Source organism: Rhizomicrobium palustre (assembly GCF_011761565.1).
In the GTDB taxonomy this organism is placed as follows: Bacteria; Pseudomonadota; Alphaproteobacteria; order Micropepsales; family Micropepsaceae; genus Rhizomicrobium; species Rhizomicrobium palustre.
In genome coordinates this window covers 3362241-3382625 of sequence record NZ_JAASRM010000001.1, presented here as the reverse complement: position 1 = coordinate 3382625, position 20385 = coordinate 3362241, and the positions used below count along the sequence as shown (strand labels likewise).

Below are 20385 nucleotides of genomic sequence, written 5' to 3'. Positions count from 1 at the left end.
GTCAGGGTGCCGGAACGAAGATATTCTCTTTGATCAGCGCCTGTTCCGCCTGGCACATCGCGGGCGCAGCCTTCTTCACCGCTGCAAATTCCGCCCGCGCCGTGGCCACATCATCCTGATAGGCCTTGGTATTGCGTACCACGGTCAAAGTGGTGGTGGCTGATAAGCGCCCGCCTTCAACCGCGCTGGCGTTATGCGCGCCACAAACGATGCGGCTTTCGCCATAAGCGCGGCCGCGCGCCATGATCTGAGAGGCCCGATCCGGCACCACGTCAGACAGCACCAGCGCCCAGGTCCAGCCACCAGTGGTATGGCCTGAGGGATAATCGTAGCTGTCGCCCAGTTCTTCCTTGGGCTGACAGATTTCGCCATCGTCGATCTTATAGGGGCGCAGGCGCTTATTGATGTTCTTGGCGACGTTTGTCTCGCGCTGGGTATCAGTGCCAACCTTACGCATCAGCGCCATCAGATGCGGCACGGAGGCCGGATCGAGGCTGGCGCCGAGCGCGCAGGAAAAATCGGCCAGCATGCTCACATCATCGTAGCGCGCATCATTGGTGGCCATGGACCAGCGGGGCGTGCCGATATAGCGCCGCGTCGCCTTGAAGATGGCCCGGTCGGTCTCGTAGCGCGGATCGCCAACGACGGGCGCCGGCGGCAGGATCGACATGATGTCCACCACGCCAGGCTTCAAATAGCCTTCACGCTGAGCCTTCGCATCCTTGGCAGATGCGCCGCCGGAGAGGACTATGGCCGCGGCCAGAAAGGCGATTGCAGTCTTGGTCATGGTCCACTCCGATTTGGGTTGTCACAAAACTGCAATAAACCCGAATACCGCGCCGCTCAATCCCTGCGATGCACCAAATAGAACAGCGCCGGAATGACGCACAACGTCAGCAGGGTTGAAGACAGCATTCCACCAATCATCGGCACGGCAATGCGTTGCATAATCTCCGAGCCGGTACCGCTGGCCCAAAGAATGGGGATCAACCCCGCCATGATCGCCGCGACGGTCATCATCTTCGGCCGGACACGATCAACCGCGCCGCGCATGATCGCAGCGATGATCGCGTTACGGTCGAGGCTGCCTGCCGCCCGCGCCTCCTCCAGCGCGTGGTTGAGATAGATCAGCATCACCACCCCGGTTTCCGCCGCCACACCGGCAAGCGCGATGAAGCCCACCGCGGCGGCGACCGACATATTGAAGCCCATCGCCCACATCAGCCAGAACCCGCCCGCCAAGGCAAAAGGCAAGGACAGGAGCACAATCAGCGTGTCGGAGATGCGGCGGAAGTTGAGCCAGAGCAGGAAGACGATCACCAGAAGCGTGGCAGGCACCACCACCCTCAGCCGCGCATTGGCGCGTTCCAGATATTCGAACTGGCCGCTCCAGCGCACATAATAGCCGGGCGGGAATTTCACCTTCTCGGCCACCGCACGCTGCGCTGCCTCCACATAGCCGCCGAGATCGCGGTTATGAAAATCGACATAGACATAATTCACCAGCTGCCCGTCCTCAGTGCGCACCATGGTAGGGCCACGCGGTCGCGTGATCTTGGCAATCTCGCCGAGCGGAATGGAATTTCCATCCGGCAGCGAGACCAGGGTATTGGCCGCGAGGCTTTCGGGGTCGGAACGCACATCGCGCGGATAGCGCACCACAACGCCATAGCGCTCGCGCCCTTCCACTGTGGTCGTCACCACTTTGGCACCAACGGCGTTGGCGATGGTGTCGAGCACATCATTGATCGAAAGACCATAGCGCGCGATTTGTTCACGATCCGGTGAGATGTCGAGGTAATAGCCGCCATTGATGCGCTCGGCATAGGCCGAGGTGGTGCCCGGAACGCTGTGCACCGCCGCTTCCACTTCTTTCGACAGCTTCTCGATCACCGCGAGGTCCTTGCCATAGATCTTCACCCCAACCGGCGTGCGGATGCCCGTCGACAGCATATCGGTGCGCGCCTTGATCGGCATGGTCCAGGCATTGGAGATGCCGGGGAATTGCAACGCCGCATCGAGCTTGGCGATGAGCTGTTCGGTCGTCTCACCATGCGGCCAGAGTGCTTGCGGTTTGAGGTTGATGACGGTCTCGAACATTTCCACCGGCGCGGGATCGGTAGCCGTTTCCGCCCTGCCCGCCTTGCCCCAAACGCTTTCCACCTCTGGGAACGACTTGATGATGCGGTCCTGGGTTTGCAGAATTTGCGCCGCCTTGGTGATGGAAAGCCCTGGCAGTGTGGTGGGCATATAGAGGAGTGTGCCTTCGTTCAGCGCGGGCATGAATTCGCTGCCGAGCTTCGCGGCGGGATAAAGGCTGACGAGCAGGATTGCCGCCGCCGCGCCTAACGTCGCCCAAGGCCGCGCCAGCACCAGGCGGATCACGGGCCGATAGACCGCAATCAGCGCACGATTGACGGGGTTCTTTTCCTCCGGCGCAATCTTGCCCCGAACAAAGAGCGCCATCAGCGCGGGCACCAATGTGACCGACAACATCGCCGCCGCTGCCATGGCAAAGCTTTTGGTGAAAGCAAGCGGATGAAACAGCCGCCCCTCCTGCTCTTCCAAGGCAAAGATCGGAATGAAGGAAACGGTGATCACCAAGAGGCTGAAAAACAGCGCGGGGCCCACCTCGACGGCCGCCGCGACGAGCACCTTTATGCGGGGCTCGTCAGGGGCCGCACGTTCCAGGCGCTTATGCGCATTCTCGATCATCACAATGGCCGCATCCACCATGGCGCCGATGGCAATCGCAATGCCGCCAAGACTCATGATGTTGGAACCGATGCCGAGCGCATGCATGGCAATGAAAGCCATCAAGATGCCGACCGGCAGGGTGAAAATCGCCACTAAGGCCGAGCGCGCATGCATCAGGAAGAGGAAACACACCAAAGCTACGATAATGCTTTCCTCGATCAGCGTGCTTTTCAGGGTTGCAATGGCACGACCGATCAGTTCGGAGCGGTCATAGACCGGGATCAGCTTCACGCCTTGCGGCAGGCTGGGGACGATTTCGGCAATACGCGCTTTGACAGCTTTAATGACGTTCAGCGCATTGGCGCCATAACGCTGCACCACGATACCGGAAGCGACCTCGCCCTCGCCGTTCAACTCAGCCAGGCCGCGGCGTTCATCCGGCACGATTTCGACATGCGCCACCGACGCGAGCGTGACCGGCGTACCGTCCTTGGCTTTCAGCACCACCTGCTCGAGATCGGAGGGCGTTTTCAGATAACCACGGCCACGGATCATGAATTCGGTTTCGGAAAGCTCCACCGTACGCCCGCCGACATCGGTGTTGGCATTCATCACCGCATCGCGCAGCTGGCCAAGCGTGATACCATAAGCGCGCAAACGGCCTGGATCGGCCACCACCGCGTATTGCTTGACATACCCGCCGACAGACGTGACTTCAGCGACGCCTTCGGTTTTCGCCAAGGCATAGCGCAAATGCCAATCCTGCAAAGAGCGAAGCTGGGAAAGATCCTGCTTATTGCCGGTCAGCGCATATTCATAAACCCAGCCCACCCCGGTCGCGTCCGGTCCCAGGCTTGGCGAAACACCTTGCGGCAGTTTTCCCGAGGCCCCATTGAGATATTCGAGCACCCGCGAGCGCGCCCAATAGACATCGGTGCCTTCATCGAAAATCACATAGATGAAGGAGACGCCGAAGAACGAGACGCCACGCACAGTCTTGGCTTTAGGCACGCTGAGCAAGGCCGAGGTCAGCGGGAACGTCACCTGGTCTTCGACGACCTGCGGCGCCTGCCCCGGATAGTCGGTGTAGACGATGACCTGGGTATCGGAGAGGTCCGGGATCGCATCGAGCGGAATACGGCTGACGGCGAAAATGCCCGCCAGCACCAGAACCGCGGTGGCGATCAGAACGAAACCCCAGTGCTGGGCAGACCAGCGGATGACGCGTGCGATCATTTGCGGAAACTCTGCAGGGCGGATTGCAGATTGCTTTCCGCATCAATGAGGAAATTGCCGGAAGTGACGACATGCTCGCCTTCTTTCAGGCCGGCGCGAACTTCAACGCTATCGCCATTGCGTGCGCCAAGCGTGAGCTTGCGCGGTTCGAACAGCCCGCCCGGCAAAGCCACGAAGGCGACCTGCCGCGTGCCGTCATCCACCACAGCGGAAGCTGGAATGGTGAGTGCCGAAGCGGCCGCGCCCGGCACCGCAATGCGGACATCGGCATATTGACCAATGCGTAAGCGGCCATTCTTGTTGGCGACCGCGATACGCACCTTTGTCGTGCGGGTCGCTGCATTAAGCTCGGGATAGACCAGCAGCACCGTGCCTTCAAACGACTCCGAAGGACTATCGCGGAAACTGACAAAAGCTTTCTGGCCCTTTTTCACGGCGGCGAGATCGCGTTCGGAAACATCAGCCAAAATCCACACCCGCGACAGATCGGTGGTCTTGAACAGCGTGTCGCCGGTGGCGAAATGCATGCCTTGCACCGCGGGCTTTTCCATCACCGTACCCGAAGCTGGCGCGACAATGGTCAGACTGCGTGTCGGAACCCCAGATTTCGCCATAGCGGTAAGCTCGGACGGGCTGACACCATATTGGCGGAGCAACGCGGCAGCGGAAGCGGCATGATCCTGCGCGCCCGATTGCAGCGAGCCGATATAGTCGGCGGATTTGACTAGAAGATCGGCGCTTTCAACCCAGACCCGCATCAAGGGCTGGCCCGCGCGCACCACATCGCCGGTTTGGGAGACATAGAGCTTCTCGATGAACCCAGTGAACCGGGCCGAAAGTACCGCTTGGCGGGTTTCATCGGCGGCGACAGTACCGGTGGCGCGCACGGTTTTATCCAGCGCCATGCGTGTGACCACGGTAGTGCGCACACCGGCGCGTTGCATTTTCTCCGTGGTCAGGCGGATGGCGCCCGGCGTCTTTGCCATCTCATCGGCATAGACGGGAATGTAGTCCATCCCCATGGAATCCTTTTTCGGCACCGGCGAGGTGTCGGCGAGGCCCATCGGGTTGCGGTAATAAAGGATCTTTCGTTCCTGCCCGGACTTGGGCTGAGGGTTGGCGGGAGGCGGCAATGCCGCCTCCGCGCTCTTCCGTTTCGCCGTCACAGTGAGGCTCACCTTTACCGGCTTGCCATTGGCCGTGCCGCTGACGATCACCGCCCAGCGCCCCGGCGCATAGATATTGGTCTCCACCACCAAGCCGCCGTTCACAGCGGAGATTTTGGCATCCGCCGTCATATCGGCCATGGCATCCGGGCTCATATCGACCCGGACTTGAAGATTGGAAACCGCGACCGGCTTACCCGCCGCATCCACCGCATCGATGCGGATTTTCGAGACCACGCCCGAGGTGACCACCGCATCGCGCAATTTGAAGGTAACGCCTGCATCGGCGCGCGCCGGGACGAACGCGAACGCCAAGACAAGCGCTGCAAAAATAATTCTATACATCTTCTTCTCCGGAATTTGTGTCGGAGCGGGACAGGCTTGTGCCCGTCCCGCCGAGGAACTCAGCTATGGATGGAAATCCAAACCGGAGAGACTCCGGCCGGGCCCGCACCGCGCAGCGTGACACCGGCTGCGTGATGTTCGCTGGCGCATACAAAGCGCCCCTGCGCGTCATGCGGCAGGGCCTGCACCTCATAGCGGATGGGGGTCTTGGGCCCGGCATAAACCGGACGCAGGACGGCCACCTCTCCTCCCTCGACCGCTTGGCCGCTGGTCTTGTCGACCAGCCGAAGATACAGGGGCTTTCCTGCGATCAGCTTGCCATCGAGTTGGATTTCATAAGCGGGCTCTGCTTGTGCCATGCGATGCATGGGTGCCCCAGCTAAGGATGCAGATGTCAGTACGCCAGCCGTAAGCACGGCAAAAAGATAGGATTTCATGTCTTCCTCCGGCCCGGCAGAGCGCCGGGCACATAGATCAAAGCCTGTGGGAAATTCGCGCGCGTGCGTACGCACCGAAGCGCAAGCACAAACGCGGCTTTTCCGTTAGGCGATCGGAGGAGGATTATCGGGGCGCAACGAGAGGCCCTGCACAGATTGATGGGTAATCGCGACCGCGGCCCCACGGGCGGGGACGAATGCGTGCACCTGCACGAAATCGATAGCCACTACACCAAAGCATCCCAGCACTCCCATGCACGCCGCCATGTTCTTGCAGGGCGAGCCCTGCTCTTTGGTTTTGTGTTGGGCGCAATCATGGCCGGCCTTCATCATCTGCATGTGATCGCAGTGGTGCATCGCGGCCATGGGGGCAGATGAAGCCTTGGGCGCCGGCATCGCCATAGAGCCAGGTATCGCGGCGATGGAGAAAACCAGCGCCACGAACAGGCTCAAAACGGTGCGCCAGTTCGACTTCATGGGGTGATATTTAGAATTGCTCCATGCATTTGTCCATGGTGCCTTCCGTCGCGGGGGGGGCCCGCAGCCTCAAATAATCGCGACGCGACACAGCATTGCCTTGGCGACGAAAGCGCTTACCCGTATTATCGTACAAAGGTCCTGGGGAGGTCTTGCAATGAAATTGGGGCATCTGGTTGTGGCGGCCGTGCTGACCGCGCTGGCAATTTCGCGACCCGTTTATGCGGGTGGTGGGTCCGACAACCATATGGGCCAAACCATGAGCCAAGATCAGTTCAATACCCTTTCCGATTATGCCGATCGCGCCAAACGCCTGACCAAGGAAGATAAGGCGAAGGGCAAAACACTCGAAAGCCTCTTGGCCGAAGACCGCGCCGCAGTAGCCACATTGGTGAAGACCTTGCCGCTGAATTGCGAAGTGACCGACGCGATCCGCTCCGCCGAGGGGCCAGACACTATTAACGGCAAGAAGGTCGACACCATTACCTATGAAGCGAGCTGCTCAAATGGAATGGGGTATTTTCTGGTCACCCAGGAGCCGGAAAAGCCTTATGGGTTCTCTTGCTTTTCGGTGGATGCCACACGCCAGGCCGATATCAAAGCAGGACGCAAACCGACTGCCGTCTGCGGCCTGCCCGCCAGTGCCGACATGAAGAAATTCGCAGCCAATATTCTTTCCAAGACAGGTAAGACCTGCACCCTGAAGCAGTATCGCTATATCGGCCAAAACAGCGCCAACCACACTGAATTCGTCGAATATGCCTGCGAGGATGGCAAAGGCTATATCTCAGTGGCAGGCCTGCCCGGTGCGAACATCCCGATCCATGTCGAGACTTGCGCCGAATCGGCTTCGCGCGGCCTGCCCTGCAAGCTCTCCGATAACGGTGCCCCGGCGGTGAGCCTGAAGACCTTCCGAGACGCCATGGCGGAGAAGAAAATTGCTTGCACCGCTGACGATAGCACCACACGGCTGATTGGCCGCGAAAATGCGCAAAAACGCTATGTGGTGGAATTTCAATGCCACGAGCAGCCCGGCGGGCTCGTCGCCTTCATACCCCTGGGCGATTCCACCGCCCCCTTTGAAACCCTGGACTGTGCCGCAGCTTTCAAACGGGGCGCACTCTGTGCCCTCCCCGGTAACAGATAACGGCCCAAACTGCCGCAGCCCGGCATTGCCTCCCCATCGAACGCATGGTAGCGTTACCACCATAAAACTGATGCGACCGCACGTACGGGCGCACTACCTTGCGGGAGGTTGGCAATGCGCAAAACTTCAGATGGGATCGGTAATAGCGTCGGCCTGAGCCCTGTGGGCGGACTTGCGGGCTCTAACCTCACCTTCCGCATCATGGAAGACCTCGGCATCGCTATTGTCACGGGGCATTATTCCGAGAAGAACCCCTTCCCCATCGAGGCTTCGCTTTGCGAAAAGTACAGCGTCAGCCGCAGCGTGCTGCGTGAAGCGGTGAAGATGCTCACGGCCAAAGGACTCTTGAGTGCCCGCCCCCGACACGGCACCTGGGTTCAGCCCGAACAGAATTGGAATTTCTTCGATCCAGACGTGCTGCGCTGGCTGTTGGAACGCAAGCTCTCCTATTCTCTTTTGATCGAATTCACCCAGATGCGCATGGCGGTGGAACCCTTCGCCGCTGCGACGGCCGCCCAAACAGCGGGCGCGCGCGAAGTTGCCCCTATTCTGCACGCCCTCTCGCGCATGACCGCCGCCGAACAAGGCGATGACGATCCCCTCACCTCCGATATCGCCTTCCATGTCGCGGTGATGAAAGCGAGCGGCAACCGCTTCTACGAACAGCTCTGCGATATGATCGACACGGCTTTACGCATTTCCATCCGCATGACCAATCAGCTCAAGGGCGTGCGTCAAGCCTCGGTGGCCGACCACAAGAAGGTGGCGGACGCCATTATCGCGCACGATCCCGCCACCGCGCAGCAAGCCATGCAAGTCATGCTCGACGAAGCTATGGAGCTGATCGTCAACGCGCAAAGACAATCCCACGGCGAGCGGGAACCATTGCTGGTTCCCGCCGCGGAATAAGCTTTAAGGCCGCTTCACTGTCACCGCCTTGCCGTCATAAGTCACGGTTGCCTCTGGCTTAGCCGCGAAATTGGCCGCGTTCTTCGATGGGCCGGAAATCCAGCGCACATGAATGGTGCGCCCGGCAACCATGCCAGGGAAGCTGCCCTGACGCGCGCCGATGCTGAGCGTGCCAGAGGCCTCATCCCACGTCACCGGAATGCGGGCGAAGGCGCCACGCTGATACCCCAGCGTCTTGCCATCATCCTCATAGATATCGAAACGACCGTTCTTGCCGGGATAGACCAGGAGAGTGAGCGGCGCGTCCGGCTTTTCGCTGGTGTACTGCTTGGCAACGCCGGTCGGCACGATCGCGCCTTCCTTGACGAACACCGGCATCTTGTCGAGCGGCGCCGCCGCTGTAATGCTCTGGCCGCCCTCATACACCGTGCCGCTATAGAAGTCGTACCAGCGAGTGCCGGCCGGTAGATAGACCGACCGCGAGGTCGCCTTGTGCTCGGTGACCGGCGCAACCAGGAACGACGGACCAAACATATATTGGTCAGCGATGTTCTTCACCTTGGGATCGTTCGGGAAGTCCATCACCAGCCCGCGCATCATCGTGCCCGCCTTGTGATAGGTATCAGCTGCGATAGTGTAGATGTACGGCAGCAGGCGATAACGCAGCTTGTCGTAGGCGGCGAGGATGTTGAAAACCTTGCTGCCCGGCTTGGCGATTTCGAACGTCTCGCGTTTGACGGCCTCACCATGGCTGCGGAACACCGGCACGAAAGCGCCGAACTGATACCAGCGGGTATAAAGCTCCGTCCATTCCGCCTTGTCGGCCCGCGTCGGAACGATGTGCTTCTTGCCGACGTCCATCGTGATGTAGCGGTTTTCCAGTGAATAGCCGCCGATGTCGAAGGTCCAGTTCGGAATTCCCGACATCGAGAAGTTCACGCCAGCCGAAATCTGCTCACGCATATCACTCCAGCGCGCCGCGATATCGCCGCTCCACACCGCGCCATTGCAACGCTGCAAACCAGCAAAGCCCGAGCGCGTCAGGATGAAAGTGCGCTTATCCGGATGGGCCGACTGCCAATGATCATAGAAACCGCAAGTATGCACCAAGGGATAGGTGTTGTAGAACTCGGCCCCCGGCCCCAGCACCGTCGGCCCGCGCATCTTGATCTGCACATCCATCGACATGTTGGAGTGGATGTCGGGCTCGTCATTGTCCATCCACCACGCATCGGGCGCGACCAGGCTGTCGAGCTTCTTCTGGACTTGGTCCCAATAGATGTCGCGTGCCTCCTTGGAATAGGCGTCGTAGTTCGACGAGACGTAGCCCGGACCGACCCAATCGAGATATTTCTGCTCGATCGCATAACGGTACATCAGGCCCTTGTCGTCAAACTCCTTGAAGTGCGCCAGGCCCTCATAGAATTTCGGCCAGATGACCAGCATGACATTGCCATGCATCGCACGCACATCGTCGAACATCTTTTTAGGATTGGGGAAGCGACTAGGATCGAAATCGTGGCTGCCCCACTCTGGATCCTTCCAATAGCGCCAGTCCTGCACGATCGCGTCGATCGGCAGTTTCAGTTCGCGATATTTCTTGAAGACGTCAACGAGCTGGTCCTGTGTTTCGTAGCGCTGACGACTCTGCCAGAAGCCGTAGGACCATTCGGGCATCATGATCGCCGGGCCGGTGAGATGACGATAACCGGCGATCACTTCGTCGAGGTTCGATCCGGCGACATAGTAATAGTCGATCGCCTTGGCGACGTCGGAATGCAGAGACAGCTCGCGGCGTTCGTCCTGCGGCATCGGATCGAGATGCAGGAAGCGCAAATAACCGCCTTCCGGCTTCCACTCGGCCTTGAAGGTGACCTTCTTGCCGGCGGTCATCGGAATATCGATGTTACGGTACCAGCCCTGCCAGCCCTGGCGCCAGCTATCCATCACCAGCTTGCCGTCGATCCATAGCTTGAAATAGCCGGAGACATAGAAGCGGAATTTGTGAACGCCACTCTTCTGGGTCTCGATCGCGCCATCATAGGTGACAGTGAGCGTCTGCGGAGGTGCTGGCGGCAGATTGGAAGTGCCCGCCCCTTTCTGCTCCTGCATCACGCCGGGCGGAAAATTCTTCTGGTCTTCGATGAACTGGTAATTGGGATCGGCTTCCACCCGTTCGGCCAGCAACTTGCCCTTGTCGGTATAGCGGGCAGTGAAGCCACCCTCCTTGCCCGAGGCATCGTAAATCTTGAGCTGCGCATTGATCGCCGGATATTCGGCGGGATACCCGAAGCGGGTGATCGAATAATTATCCCACAACACGCCATAGTTCTTGGTCGACACCACGAACGGTACCGCCACATCCATATTGTGCTGGGCGAGGATCACATCTTCGCTGTTGTAATTCATCTGGCCGTTCTGATGCTGGCCAAGGCCATAAAAGCCTTCATCCGTGCCGCGATTGAATTCCTGACGAACCGCAAAGAAGTCCTTGCCATCGACCTTGACCGGCGTGAACTGACCGCCATTGACGCCATCCAACACAACCTTGCCGCTGGCATCGCGGAAAACGACTTTTCCGGTCTTCAGCGAGACCGCGGCGGAGACTTTCGCAGTTTTCAAAACAACCGCATCGCCCTCTGCATTAACATCGAAGGCTACCTTTTGCGGGGCCGCACGCACTATCAGGCTCTGGCTGGGCGCCAGTGTGTCTGCACCCTGCGCCACGACGTGGATGATGCTGTCGGTCATCACCGACAGCGTGACCTTCTTGGCGCCCGCCTCACTCGGCGTGACCACCACGCCCGTTTCTGTTTTCTGCCAATTCACAGCTACGGGCGCTTCAGCTTTGGGCTTGGAGCCCATCAACGCATAATTGGAGCAGGCGGTCGCACTCAGCGCGGCCACTGCAGCGGCCATCAGTGCGATTTTTCTGGTCTGCATGAGGTTCATCCCTGTCTTTCTTGTTTTAATACGCTTGAAGCTTGATGCGCAGGATGCGCGGCTGAGCGAGGTTCAGGCCGTAATCGGTTTCATCGCCGTTCCAGACGCGCTCGAATACCCATTTGCCTTTTTCGAAATGGCCCTCTTCCACATGCTGATAGACCATTTCTTTGCTGTCTTTTGCAGCAAGGCTGAAGGTGACGCGGGCGTGCAACCCGATCAGCAGTAACTCATCCGAAGAGAGTTGGATCAGCGAAACGCCACCGCTCGGATTTTCAGTTCCCTCGGGCGCGGTTTCGAAAAGCCCCTTCCATTCTGGAAAACCGAACTGCCAGAGCCGGTATTCGACCTTGGCCTGCCATTTGCCGAGCGCGATGGTTTGCGCGGCATGATCGTCGGGCTCAGCGACGCCATAGGTGGGATGCGCAAAGGCAAGCTTGGCCCATTCACGCATCATCGGCCCAACCAGTTTGAAATTCGCCGCAAAGGGCGCGATGGACGCCGCATCCACCTTTTTGGCGCCAAGCGGGAAATTGGAATAGCCGGTGAAGTCGAACCCGAACGGCGCAAAGCCGAGCGCGCCATTCCCCAAAGCCGGATAAAAGAAGCGGGCAAAATCCGACGACGAACCAATCTCCACGATCATCAAGGGATTATTGGGACGCGTATACTGGCGGATTTGGCCCATCGCATCAGCATAGCCGTGACCATAAATGTCCGGCGCGGCCGTGAAAATTGATGGCGCCGCCAGTTTCCAGATATCGAGTACGTTCCAGGTTGGCCCGCCCGATGAATAATTGATTGGGTCTACTTTCTTTTCTGGGTCAGGATCGCGCAGCGCCGCATTGACATACATCGGCAGGGGATAGACCGCCTTCCCCGCCCGCGCGACCTCCTCGACATAATGGGCGAAGGCCCAAGCATGGAAGTACTCGTCCGCGTCCTTGCCAAATACGGTTTTCCAATCGCCTTGCTGCTTGCCAAGCCCCTTGATCAGAACATCCGGAACAGGACCGGCGAAAATCTTTTCCGCAGCCGGCGAATAATCACGCACCGAGCGATAGGTGCCCGTTTCGTTTTCGACCTGCACCATGATGACGGTCCGCTCTGGGTCCGCCGCCTTTAAATGCGTCATCAAGGCGATGAAAGCTTTCTTATCGGCAGCGATCAGCGCGGGGCTATGCGGCGAGAGCACGCCATTGGGCTTGCCCTGCCCGTCGATCAATTTCGGAAAACGATCCCTATTGGTCTGCACCCATTGAGGGGCATAAGACGGTCCGGTGTTCTTATAGGCCCCGAACCACAACAGCACGAGGCGTTTCTTGTGACCTCGCGCCTGCTTCAGCAGCGCATCCAAAAACGAGAAATCGAAGCGGCCTTCCACTGGCTCGATCTGCTCCCAGGCAATGGGCATTTCCAGCGTGTTGGCCCCAAGCTGGTCAAGCGCAGGCCACACTTGTGGCAGCACGGCGGGATAATTCGAGGAGTTGTTGGCCTGGACCCCAAGCATCAAAAAAGGCGCATCATCGACCATCAGCGCGAAACGGCCATGATCCTGAACCACGGCTGGAATGGGAACATCCTTCGCGGCCGCGGGCAGAAGACACGCCCATAGCAGCGCAGCCGCACATAATGAGATTCTCTTGGCGGCCATCCTGCACCTTATGGGAATTGCACCAGCGAGTTTGGCGCGGTTCGCTGAGCTTCGCAATCTTCGAGAAGATCACATATGCGCGTGAAAAAGCCCCCCGGGTATTAACCGGGGGGCCGAAGACATCCAATGGGATGAATTACCAGTTGGCGCGGAAGATCAACGAGATCTTGCGATCCGTGTCGATCCAGTCATAGCGCGGGTGATAATCGGTGTAGCCGACATCGAGGACCGTCGTGGTATTCAGCAGGTTGGTCGCCTGGACACCAACTTTGTAGTGATCCAGGAAATCATAGAACACCGATGAGTCGAGCTGACCGAAGTTCCGCGACCAGATCGGCTGATTGATGTTCGCCGCAGAGCTGGTCATCAGGTAACGCGAACGCCAGTTGTAGGCGAGACGGAAGTCGACGCCGTATTTCGCATACAGAAGAGCGAGGTTCGCGCTGTCGTTCGACATGCCTTCGATCGGCAGGCCTGCCTGGAGGTGGTTGTTGCGCTGCGCTTCTTCGTTGACGTTCTGAACTGCATTGCCGCCACCATGATTGTAGATCTTGGTGTAGTTGGCTTGCAGACCGAAGCCTGCCCAGAAGCCCGGCAGCCCGTCGAAGAACTGCTGGTAGGCAAATTCGAAGCCCTCAACCGAACCCTTGCCGCCATTCATGGTGCGGGTGGTCTGGAAGATGTAGTTCGGGCCCGAACCACCATTCGGATTCGGCGCATAGCTTTCCGGTGCAGTCGCCGTCAGGAAGTAGTTCGACAGCGTCTTGTGGAAGATTGCGAAGGACAAGCTGCCGGTAGACGAGAAGTAATATTCCAGGCTTGCATCGTATTGCTGCGCGGACATCGGCTTCAGGTTGGGGTTGCCGCCGCCAGCCGTGTACGGATCGTTTGCCCGGAACATGCCGCCATGCTGGGAATCCCAGTTGAAAGACAGCGAGGTGTAGTTCTGGGTATAGGAGAAGTCCGGGCGGACCATCGCCTGTGAATACGCCACGCGGGCCTGCAACTGATCCGACAGATGCGCGCGGAAGTTAAAGCTCGGCAGCACATTGGTGTAGCTGTGCGTGCCCGGCGAGGACGTAATCGCCTTGCCGCCGAGGCCCTTGGTTCCGTCAGACGAAATGTTGCCGACGAACTTGGCCGCAGCCGCATTGCTGGCGCACAGCGCCGCGCCATCCCAGCATGCTGCGATGACCGGATAGAAGGTGTAGCCAGCGCCGTAGGAAACTTCCGTCTTAATCACGCGCAGACCGATGTTACCATCGACCGGGAGATCATATCCAAGGAAGCCGTCATTGGCGAAGTTGGCGACGAAGTAGCCGGCGTAGGTGACTTCGGCCTGCTTATTGATGCCGCCGCTGACGTTATCGGCCTTGGGATCGTTGTTTTCGTAGATCTTCTGGCACTTGTAATCGACGCCCTGGCAGCCGACCTGGTTGGCATAGGGAGTCCAGCCACCCGTGCCCTTGGCCGTCGCAAGCAGCTTGGCGGTATCGCGGGTATCGCCCATGAGCGACGACGCCTTGACCAGCCAGACGCTCGGCACGTTGTTGCCCAGGATCGTGCCCAGATTGCGCAGGGTCATATCCTTGGTCATCGAGGCATCGTCAGCATATTTGACGGCGGCAGCCATGTTATCCTGGCCGCCGAACCAGTCTTCATAGCTCAGCGTATCCCAGTTCCAGCCCGTCTGGCGGGTAATGGCGTTCTTATTTTCCTGGCGATAGCCGAATTCGACGGACTGCAGCCAACCGCCTAGCCCCTTGCCTTGGAAGCGATAGGTCGCGTCGAGACGGCCTGCCCAGTTATGGGCGTAGTTGTTTTCGACATGATCCATGGCCGCGCCGAACACGTTGTTCTTCGGGTTCTGCACAGCAGAGGCTTCGGTGCTGGTGTAGCTGATCATCGGATCATCACCCGAGAAATCAACTTTCGGGCTGATGATCGGAGCAGACGGCCAAATCACGTATTTGTTGTTGCCGTCCCAGTCCGCATGGCTCGATGTGCGGCGGTTATTGATGACGTTCATAAACACGGCCATGCTGCGGAAATAGGCGCGGGATTCCGAATATTGCAGATCCGCGGTGATTTCCAACGCATCGGTCGGGTTGTACTTGGCCGTCAGCGAATAGTCGGCATTAGTGTTGTGATGCGAGCCGACGCGGGTGTCATTACCCACGGCCAGCGAATTGACCATCGTGCCGCCAACCCAAGTGCCATCGCTGGCAAACTTGTAGTTCGGCAGATAGGCCGCATCGGAATCGACGTTCAAAGACGCCGCATATTCGCCTTCATGCGGCTCGGCCTTCGAATAGATACCGGTCAGGGTGAATTCGAGCTTTTCGTTGGGGCGATACTGCAGCGAGAGATCGAACGCGGTGCGCGCCTGGGTCCAGTCGATGGTACGCCAGCCAATCGTGCTGTCCGGCAAATAGCCCGAACCAGTGCCGACTGGAACTTTGACGTCGTAACGCTGGGTGTAGATGCTCGAGGTGCGGTTCTTTTGGACCTGATAGTCGGCCGAGAACAGCGCACCGAATTCACCGATCTTCGTGTCCCAGCGATCGCTGACGAGCACGTTGACGGAGGGCGTGGCCGCATCAACCAGCGCGCCATAGGTGACATCGGCCGACGCCGCGATCACACGGCCATCTGCGTCAAACGGCTTGCGGGTGCGAAGGTCGACGGTGCCGCCGATACCGCCTTCGATCATCTTGGCGGTCGGGTTCTTATAAACGTCAACGCCAGCCATCAGGTTGGCGGAGATATCGGCGAAGGAAAGCGTGCGGCCGTTGGAGGCCGAGAAGGTGTCACGACCATTGGTCAGCGACGAAACCCACGACAGGCCGCGAATAAAGACGCCGTTACCGGTGCCGCCGTAGCGAACCGGATCGCGCAAAGCGTCGGTGCGGGTGAGCTGAACGCCCGGCACGCGCTGCAGCGCTTCGGCCACGGAGCGGTCAGGCAACGCGCCAATATCCACAGCGGTGATGGAGTCCACCACCTGATCAGATTTCTGCTTGATTGCCTGTGCCGATTGCAAGCTGGCGCGGATGCCGGTCACCGTGACCGTTTCCATCGGCTGTTCCTGCGCCAAGGCGGCACCAGACAACACGCCAACAGCCACAAGTGATGCGCCGCATAGCAGCACTGTTCTGAATTGTTCGAATTTATTCACGATGCCCTCCCAGTTGTTTTTCATTCGGCGGTTTCGCCGTTTTTGGCGGGGCTTCCGCCATTAAAAACTTATCCGATTGATCGGATAATTTGCGCAGCTACAAACACCTCCGAACGTTGCAATGCTTAAGCTTCAAGCGCAGTCCCCCAGCATGATCGGTCGGACTCGACCTAGCTCACCCCTCAGCACGTGCGCTCTGATCTCAGCACGAAGCGATCGAACGCTAACCAGAAAGCCCTCATGGCGGTTCGATGTATCGCCACCTCAGGTTTCTGACCTGTGCGTTACCACTGGAAGCGCTTACCAGCAAGACACAGAATGCCACATTTGCCTTGTTTCGACCTATCACGCCAAAACTAACGCAGTATGTGACTATTTTCTAACAGGCCAACGCACCAGTAAGACGACTGTAATGAACTGTTTTAAAATGATAAATTACGTTTTCCCGCAAAACTTGTACATTGATTGCCGCAAGAATATGCGGAATGAGGGAACGGACGACATGGCAATATGTGGGCGCAAATGCGGCATTAATTCCAGAGCAGCCAACGCTTACACCGCTGTCAGATACCGTTGTCATTTGTAAAATGACGCGCGGTATCGCCTAACAATGCCGAGCCATGCCTAACAGGCCTGTGGATCCCGGGATGGGAGCAGTTCAGGCAAAAACCGAGGAACCGGATGATGAAGCCAAGCCTGTCGCGGATCGCGGCCTTCGGGTTAGCGTTGACGGTGATGAGCCTGACCAGCGCGTTCGGGGCCGAATATATATGGCGCAACGTCAAGGTTGGAGGCGGTGGCTACATGCCAGGCCTTGTCTTCAGCCAAGTCGAAAAAGGCCTCGCCTATTTGCGCTCTGACATGGGCGGTGCTTATCGCTGGGATGATCAGGCCAAGCGCTGGATCCCATTGCAGGACACCTCTCCTGAACCGAATTACACCGGCATTGAAAGCATCGCTCCCGATCCTGTAGACGCCAATAGCGTCTATATGGCGGTGGGGACGTACCGTTTTTTCCCCTCCGCGATTTTGCGATCGAAGGATCGCGGCGCCCATTGGGATATTGTGCCTGTACCCTTTCGCATGGGCGGCAATGAGGAAGGCCGCGCAGTTGGTGAGCGGCTCGCCGTCGATCCCAACAACACGAACATTCTTTATTTCGGCTCACGATATGATGGGCTGCAACGCTCCACCGACAACGGGAAGCATTGGAGCAAAGTGACGAGCTTCCCCTACGCCGGCCTTGGCGTTCCTCCTGGCCATGCGCGCCCGCATGCGGGGCTGAGCTTTGTCGTGTTCGATCCTGCAAGCGGCAGCAAAAATAAAGGTTCCAGCACTATTTTTGTCGGCATTGCCGATCCAGGGCCTGTGCATCTTTATCGCTCTGATGACGCGGGCAAAAGCTGGCAAGCGGTGCAGGGCCAACCGCCAAGTCTGCCGCAACAGGCCAAGCTGGATGGCAAAGGCATTCTGTATATCACTTATAGCGATCACGCCGGGCCATACGGTATCAGCGATGGCGCGGTGTATAAGCTCGACATTAAAAGCGGCGTGTGGACCGAGATCACACCGGAGACAGGCGCGAACAAACCAAAGGGCGGCTATGCCGGCCTATCGCTGGATCGCGCGCATACAGGAACGCTGGTCGTCTCTACGAGCTGCCGCGAGAAAGGCGACATCATCTGGCGCTCTCAGGATGGCGGGGCACATTGGCAAAATCTGCGCGAGCTCTCGGACCGTGATGTCTCCGCCGTGCCGTTCCTCTATTGGGGCGAACGTCAAGCCGAATTCGGCTGGTGGATTTCCGGCCTCGCCATCGATCCGTTTAATTCAGACCATGTCGCCTATACCACCGGCGCAACCGTCTATGGCACCGACGAGCTCGGCCACGCCGAGCGCAATCAGCGGATTTTATGGAAGCCGTGGGTGGAGGGGGTTGAGCAAACCGCGGTGATCACCATGACAAGCCCCGCCGCTGGCGCACCGCTGATCTCGGGTTTCGGGGATATTGGGGGCTTCGTGCACACTGACTTAACTCAGTCGATGCCGATCACCTCCAACCCGATGTTCACCAATACCAACACCATCGACTATGCCGAAAAGGCGCCGAATGTACTTGTGCGCAGTGGCACACGGTCCAAGCATAACCGCCCCTCCTACTCGCTGAGCTATTCGACGGATTACGGTGCCCATTGGCGGCCGCTTAAAGCACCTCTGCCCGCGGGATACAGTGAAATTCCCGACGACAAGCTCGGCTATAATTACGGCGATGCCTATATCGATGCGAATATCATTGTCTCAGCCGATGGCGCGCGCTTCGTGGTAATGACGCCCGAACCGGTGGTGACGTCGGATCGCGGGCAAAGCTGGACCAAGGCTAAGGGCCTGCCCGCCCGTCACGGCTGGATCGTGGCAGACCGCGCCGACGCCAACCGCTTCTATGCCTTGGATTTCGAAAAGTCCGTCCTGTATGTCAGCAACGACGGCGCCCTCACCTTCAAGCCTATAGCGACCAAGGGCTTGCCCGATATCAAAGCCGATGAGCCGACGCGGCGCGAGGATTGGCAGAAGCTGCTCGCCACGCCGAACAAGGTGGGCGACCTCTGGTTCGTGGCCCAAGGAACGCTTTATCATTCTACCGATGGCGGGCAACATTTCAGCGCCACGGCCAAAGGCATAAACATCTCAGGGATGGATTTCGGCAAAGCCGCGCCTGGTGCAACCGAGATGGCTCTTTATGCCATTGCAACGAAAGCCAATGAACGCGCGATCTGGCAGTCTCTCGACAACGGCGAAAGCTGGACCAGGCTCAACGACGCGGCGCACGAATACTATCGCGCCTTCCGCCGCATCGCCGCCGATAAGAACATCTTCGGGCGGGTTTACGTCGCCACAGATGGGCGCGGAATCGTATACGGAGAACCCAGCCGGTAATGGCAATCCTCGTCCGGCGCGTTGCATTTCCAGCGTGTATCGGGCCGCGCCACGGCAAGATCAAAACGCATTTCCTTGCGGCCATAATCAATGGCGACGCGGTTGAAGCGGTGCAGCCAGTTCATACCGATGAAAAGCGCAGGCGTCTCTGCCAAATCCCATAAGCGGAACACCTGAAGATCAGCAATCGCGATGCGGCTATCCAGAATGCTGAGCCCGCCAAGACTAATACCATTCAAGGCTACCACATCACCCGCAACCACTCCGCCAGTGACACCGGTCAACGGAATGGTCTCCACACTCCTAAGGGTCGGGTGCTTCTCCGCCAATGCACGATAGAGCGGCCCATTTCCAACCGAAATTTCCGCGCCGGTGTCGATAAAAGCCGTGCAGCGCACGCCGTCCACCAAACATTGGGTGGACCGCAAACGTCCCTCTGAGCCGCTTAATTTCACTGGAACTTCGCGCGGCGCATCGAAGCCGATGAGTTGGGAGGGGCGCGGTTCCAACAGCCGCAAAACGCCCTCGCGGAAATCCATCACGACGCGGTGGCCGTCCAACACATCAAGACCGAGAAAACCATCTGCTTGCAAAAGCTCTCGCGGCAGGATTGGCACATCGAGCGCCTCCCCCCGCACCGGTCCAGCCTCGAGCTTTGTGATCCGCACCGACGGCGCTTCCACCGTGCGGACGATCCCCTGAACGTTGATCTTGCCACTGGCCGCGAAGAGCAGATCGCGTGCCACCGTGTCGGCGAGCACCGTCCGGTCGGCCCCCGTATCGACCACGAAATGATACGGGCCTTGACCGTTCAAGCGGACATCCGTGGTGAGGAGCGAGGTGCCAGCTTCCGCGGCTAGAAACGCAGGCGGAGCTTCAGCACGCGCCCGCCCCAGCAGCGATGCCGCTGCGCCCATTTGCAAGAGATGACGGCGGCTAAAGCCGGACTGCCCCATCGTACCCCCCCCATTGCGCGAATGCGCGCGCAACCAAACCGTCTACCCATGTCAAAATTATGCCCTTGGGTGTGCGGTAAGCGCTGTGCCCTAAAAGAACTTCTGCACGCGCCGGAACATCATAGCCCAACGCTCTGACATTTACTCTGTATACGTCTCATTTCCTAACACGCGACGGGCCCGCGCATAAAAAAAGACGAGGCGTTTTAAGGCGCCTCGTCAAGTGAGGCTGGTGATTCTCAGAAGGAGACGTCCAATCATCGCTTTGAGCGATCACCAACCAAACCGGTCAGGAACTATACAAGC

The 20385-nt window shown here is 58.8% G+C and carries 12 protein-coding genes; 3 read left to right on the top strand and 9 right to left on the bottom strand.

The genetic code is table 11. The features are described from left to right. Position 1: 1 nt before the first annotated feature. From FHS83_RS14925 to FHS83_RS14905, 5 genes are all read right to left on the bottom strand, one after another. Positions 2 to 787: an acid phosphatase gene (locus tag FHS83_RS14925; RefSeq protein ID WP_167083734.1), complete on the bottom strand. Its 786-nt coding sequence runs from the start codon at positions 785 to 787 to the stop codon at positions 2 to 4. Positions 788 to 843: 56 nt separating this feature from the next. Then, entirely contained in the window at positions 844 to 3933 is a 3090-nt protein-coding gene (locus tag FHS83_RS14920) for an efflux RND transporter permease subunit (protein WP_167083733.1), read from the bottom strand. Next, positions 3930 to 5444, bottom strand: coding sequence for an efflux RND transporter periplasmic adaptor subunit (locus FHS83_RS14915; protein ID WP_167083732.1), 1515 nt, complete (start codon positions 5442 to 5444; stop codon positions 3930 to 3932). The genes FHS83_RS14920 and FHS83_RS14915 overlap by 4 nt, the downstream gene beginning before the upstream one ends. A gap of 59 nt (positions 5445 to 5503) precedes the next feature. Next, positions 5504 to 5881 carry a hypothetical protein gene (locus FHS83_RS14910; RefSeq protein ID WP_167083731.1) on the bottom strand — a complete coding sequence of 126 codons (378 nt, stop codon included), beginning with the start codon at positions 5879 to 5881 and terminating at the stop codon, positions 5504 to 5506. Positions 5882 to 5986: 105 nt separating this feature from the next. After that, a complete protein-coding gene (locus FHS83_RS14905; RefSeq protein ID WP_167083730.1) occupies positions 5987 to 6358 on the bottom strand; it encodes a hypothetical protein in 372 nt (123 codons plus the stop codon). 157 nt (positions 6359 to 6515) lie between these two features. Here FHS83_RS14905 and FHS83_RS14900 point away from each other — a divergent pair, with 157 nt between their 5' ends. Together FHS83_RS14900 and FHS83_RS14895 are read left to right on the top strand one after the other, a co-directional pair. Next, a complete protein-coding gene (locus FHS83_RS14900) occupies positions 6516 to 7505 on the top strand; it encodes a hypothetical protein (protein WP_167083729.1) in 990 nt (329 codons plus the stop codon). 114 nt (positions 7506 to 7619) lie between these two features. Next, on the top strand, positions 7620 to 8414 hold the full coding sequence (locus tag FHS83_RS14895) for a FadR/GntR family transcriptional regulator (protein WP_167083728.1): 795 nt from the start codon (positions 7620 to 7622) through the stop codon (positions 8412 to 8414). A 3-nt stretch (positions 8415 to 8417) separates the two neighbouring features. On the opposite strand, the gene FHS83_RS14890 is transcribed toward FHS83_RS14895, so the two are convergent. The 3 genes from FHS83_RS14890 to FHS83_RS14880 all read right to left on the bottom strand — a co-directional run bounded on the left by FHS83_RS14890 (position 8418) and on the right by FHS83_RS14880 (position 16189). Continuing rightward, a complete protein-coding gene (locus FHS83_RS14890) occupies positions 8418 to 11357 on the bottom strand; it encodes a glycoside hydrolase family 31 protein (protein WP_167083727.1) in 2940 nt (979 codons plus the stop codon). Between the two features lie 25 nt (positions 11358 to 11382). After that, complete coding sequence (locus FHS83_RS14885; RefSeq protein WP_167083726.1) at positions 11383 to 13011, bottom strand: DUF5597 domain-containing protein; 1629 nt, start codon at positions 13009 to 13011, stop codon at positions 11383 to 11385. 136 nt (positions 13012 to 13147) lie between these two features. Next, complete coding sequence (locus FHS83_RS14880; RefSeq protein ID WP_167083725.1) at positions 13148 to 16189, bottom strand: TonB-dependent receptor; 3042 nt, start codon at positions 16187 to 16189, stop codon at positions 13148 to 13150. A 681-nt stretch (positions 16190 to 16870) separates the two neighbouring features. On the opposite strand from FHS83_RS14880, the gene FHS83_RS14875 reads away from it, so the two are divergent. Beyond that, positions 16871 to 19123, top strand: a complete 2253-nt coding sequence (locus FHS83_RS14875) for a WD40/YVTN/BNR-like repeat-containing protein (RefSeq protein WP_167083724.1) — start codon at positions 16871 to 16873, stop codon at positions 19121 to 19123. On the opposite strand, the gene FHS83_RS14870 is transcribed toward FHS83_RS14875, so the two are convergent. Next, the gene (locus tag FHS83_RS14870) at positions 19072 to 20079 is read right to left on the bottom strand and encodes a retroviral-like aspartic protease family protein (RefSeq protein WP_167083723.1); all 1008 of its coding nucleotides are present in this window, start codon (positions 20077 to 20079) and stop codon (positions 19072 to 19074) included. The genes FHS83_RS14875 and FHS83_RS14870 overlap by 52 nt on opposite strands. Positions 20080 to 20385: the final 306 nt, after the last annotated feature.

Coding starts and splice junctions, on each gene's coding strand:
- FHS83_RS14875 (WP_167083724.1), top strand. CDS start 16,871: ATGATGAAGCCAAGCCTGTCGCGGATCGCGGCCTTCGGGTTAGCGTTG.
- FHS83_RS14870 (WP_167083723.1), bottom strand. CDS start 20,079: ATGGGGCAGTCCGGCTTTAGCCGCCGTCATCTCTTGCAAATGGGCGCA.
- FHS83_RS14915 (WP_167083732.1), bottom strand. CDS start 5,444: ATGTATAGAATTATTTTTGCAGCGCTTGTCTTGGCGTTCGCGTTCGTC.
- FHS83_RS14910 (WP_167083731.1), bottom strand. CDS start 5,881: ATGAAATCCTATCTTTTTGCCGTGCTTACGGCTGGCGTACTGACATCT.
- FHS83_RS14905 (WP_167083730.1), bottom strand. CDS start 6,358: ATGAAGTCGAACTGGCGCACCGTTTTGAGCCTGTTCGTGGCGCTGGTT.
- FHS83_RS14895 (WP_167083728.1), top strand. CDS start 7,620: ATGCGCAAAACTTCAGATGGGATCGGTAATAGCGTCGGCCTGAGCCCT.
- FHS83_RS14925 (WP_167083734.1), bottom strand. CDS start 787: ATGACCAAGACTGCAATCGCCTTTCTGGCCGCGGCCATAGTCCTCTCC.
- FHS83_RS14900 (WP_167083729.1), top strand. CDS start 6,516: ATGAAATTGGGGCATCTGGTTGTGGCGGCCGTGCTGACCGCGCTGGCA.
- FHS83_RS14920 (WP_167083733.1), bottom strand. CDS start 3,933: ATGATCGCACGCGTCATCCGCTGGTCTGCCCAGCACTGGGGTTTCGTT.
- FHS83_RS14885 (WP_167083726.1), bottom strand. CDS start 13,011: ATGGCCGCCAAGAGAATCTCATTATGTGCGGCTGCGCTGCTATGGGCG.
- FHS83_RS14890 (WP_167083727.1), bottom strand. CDS start 11,357: ATGCAGACCAGAAAAATCGCACTGATGGCCGCTGCAGTGGCCGCGCTG.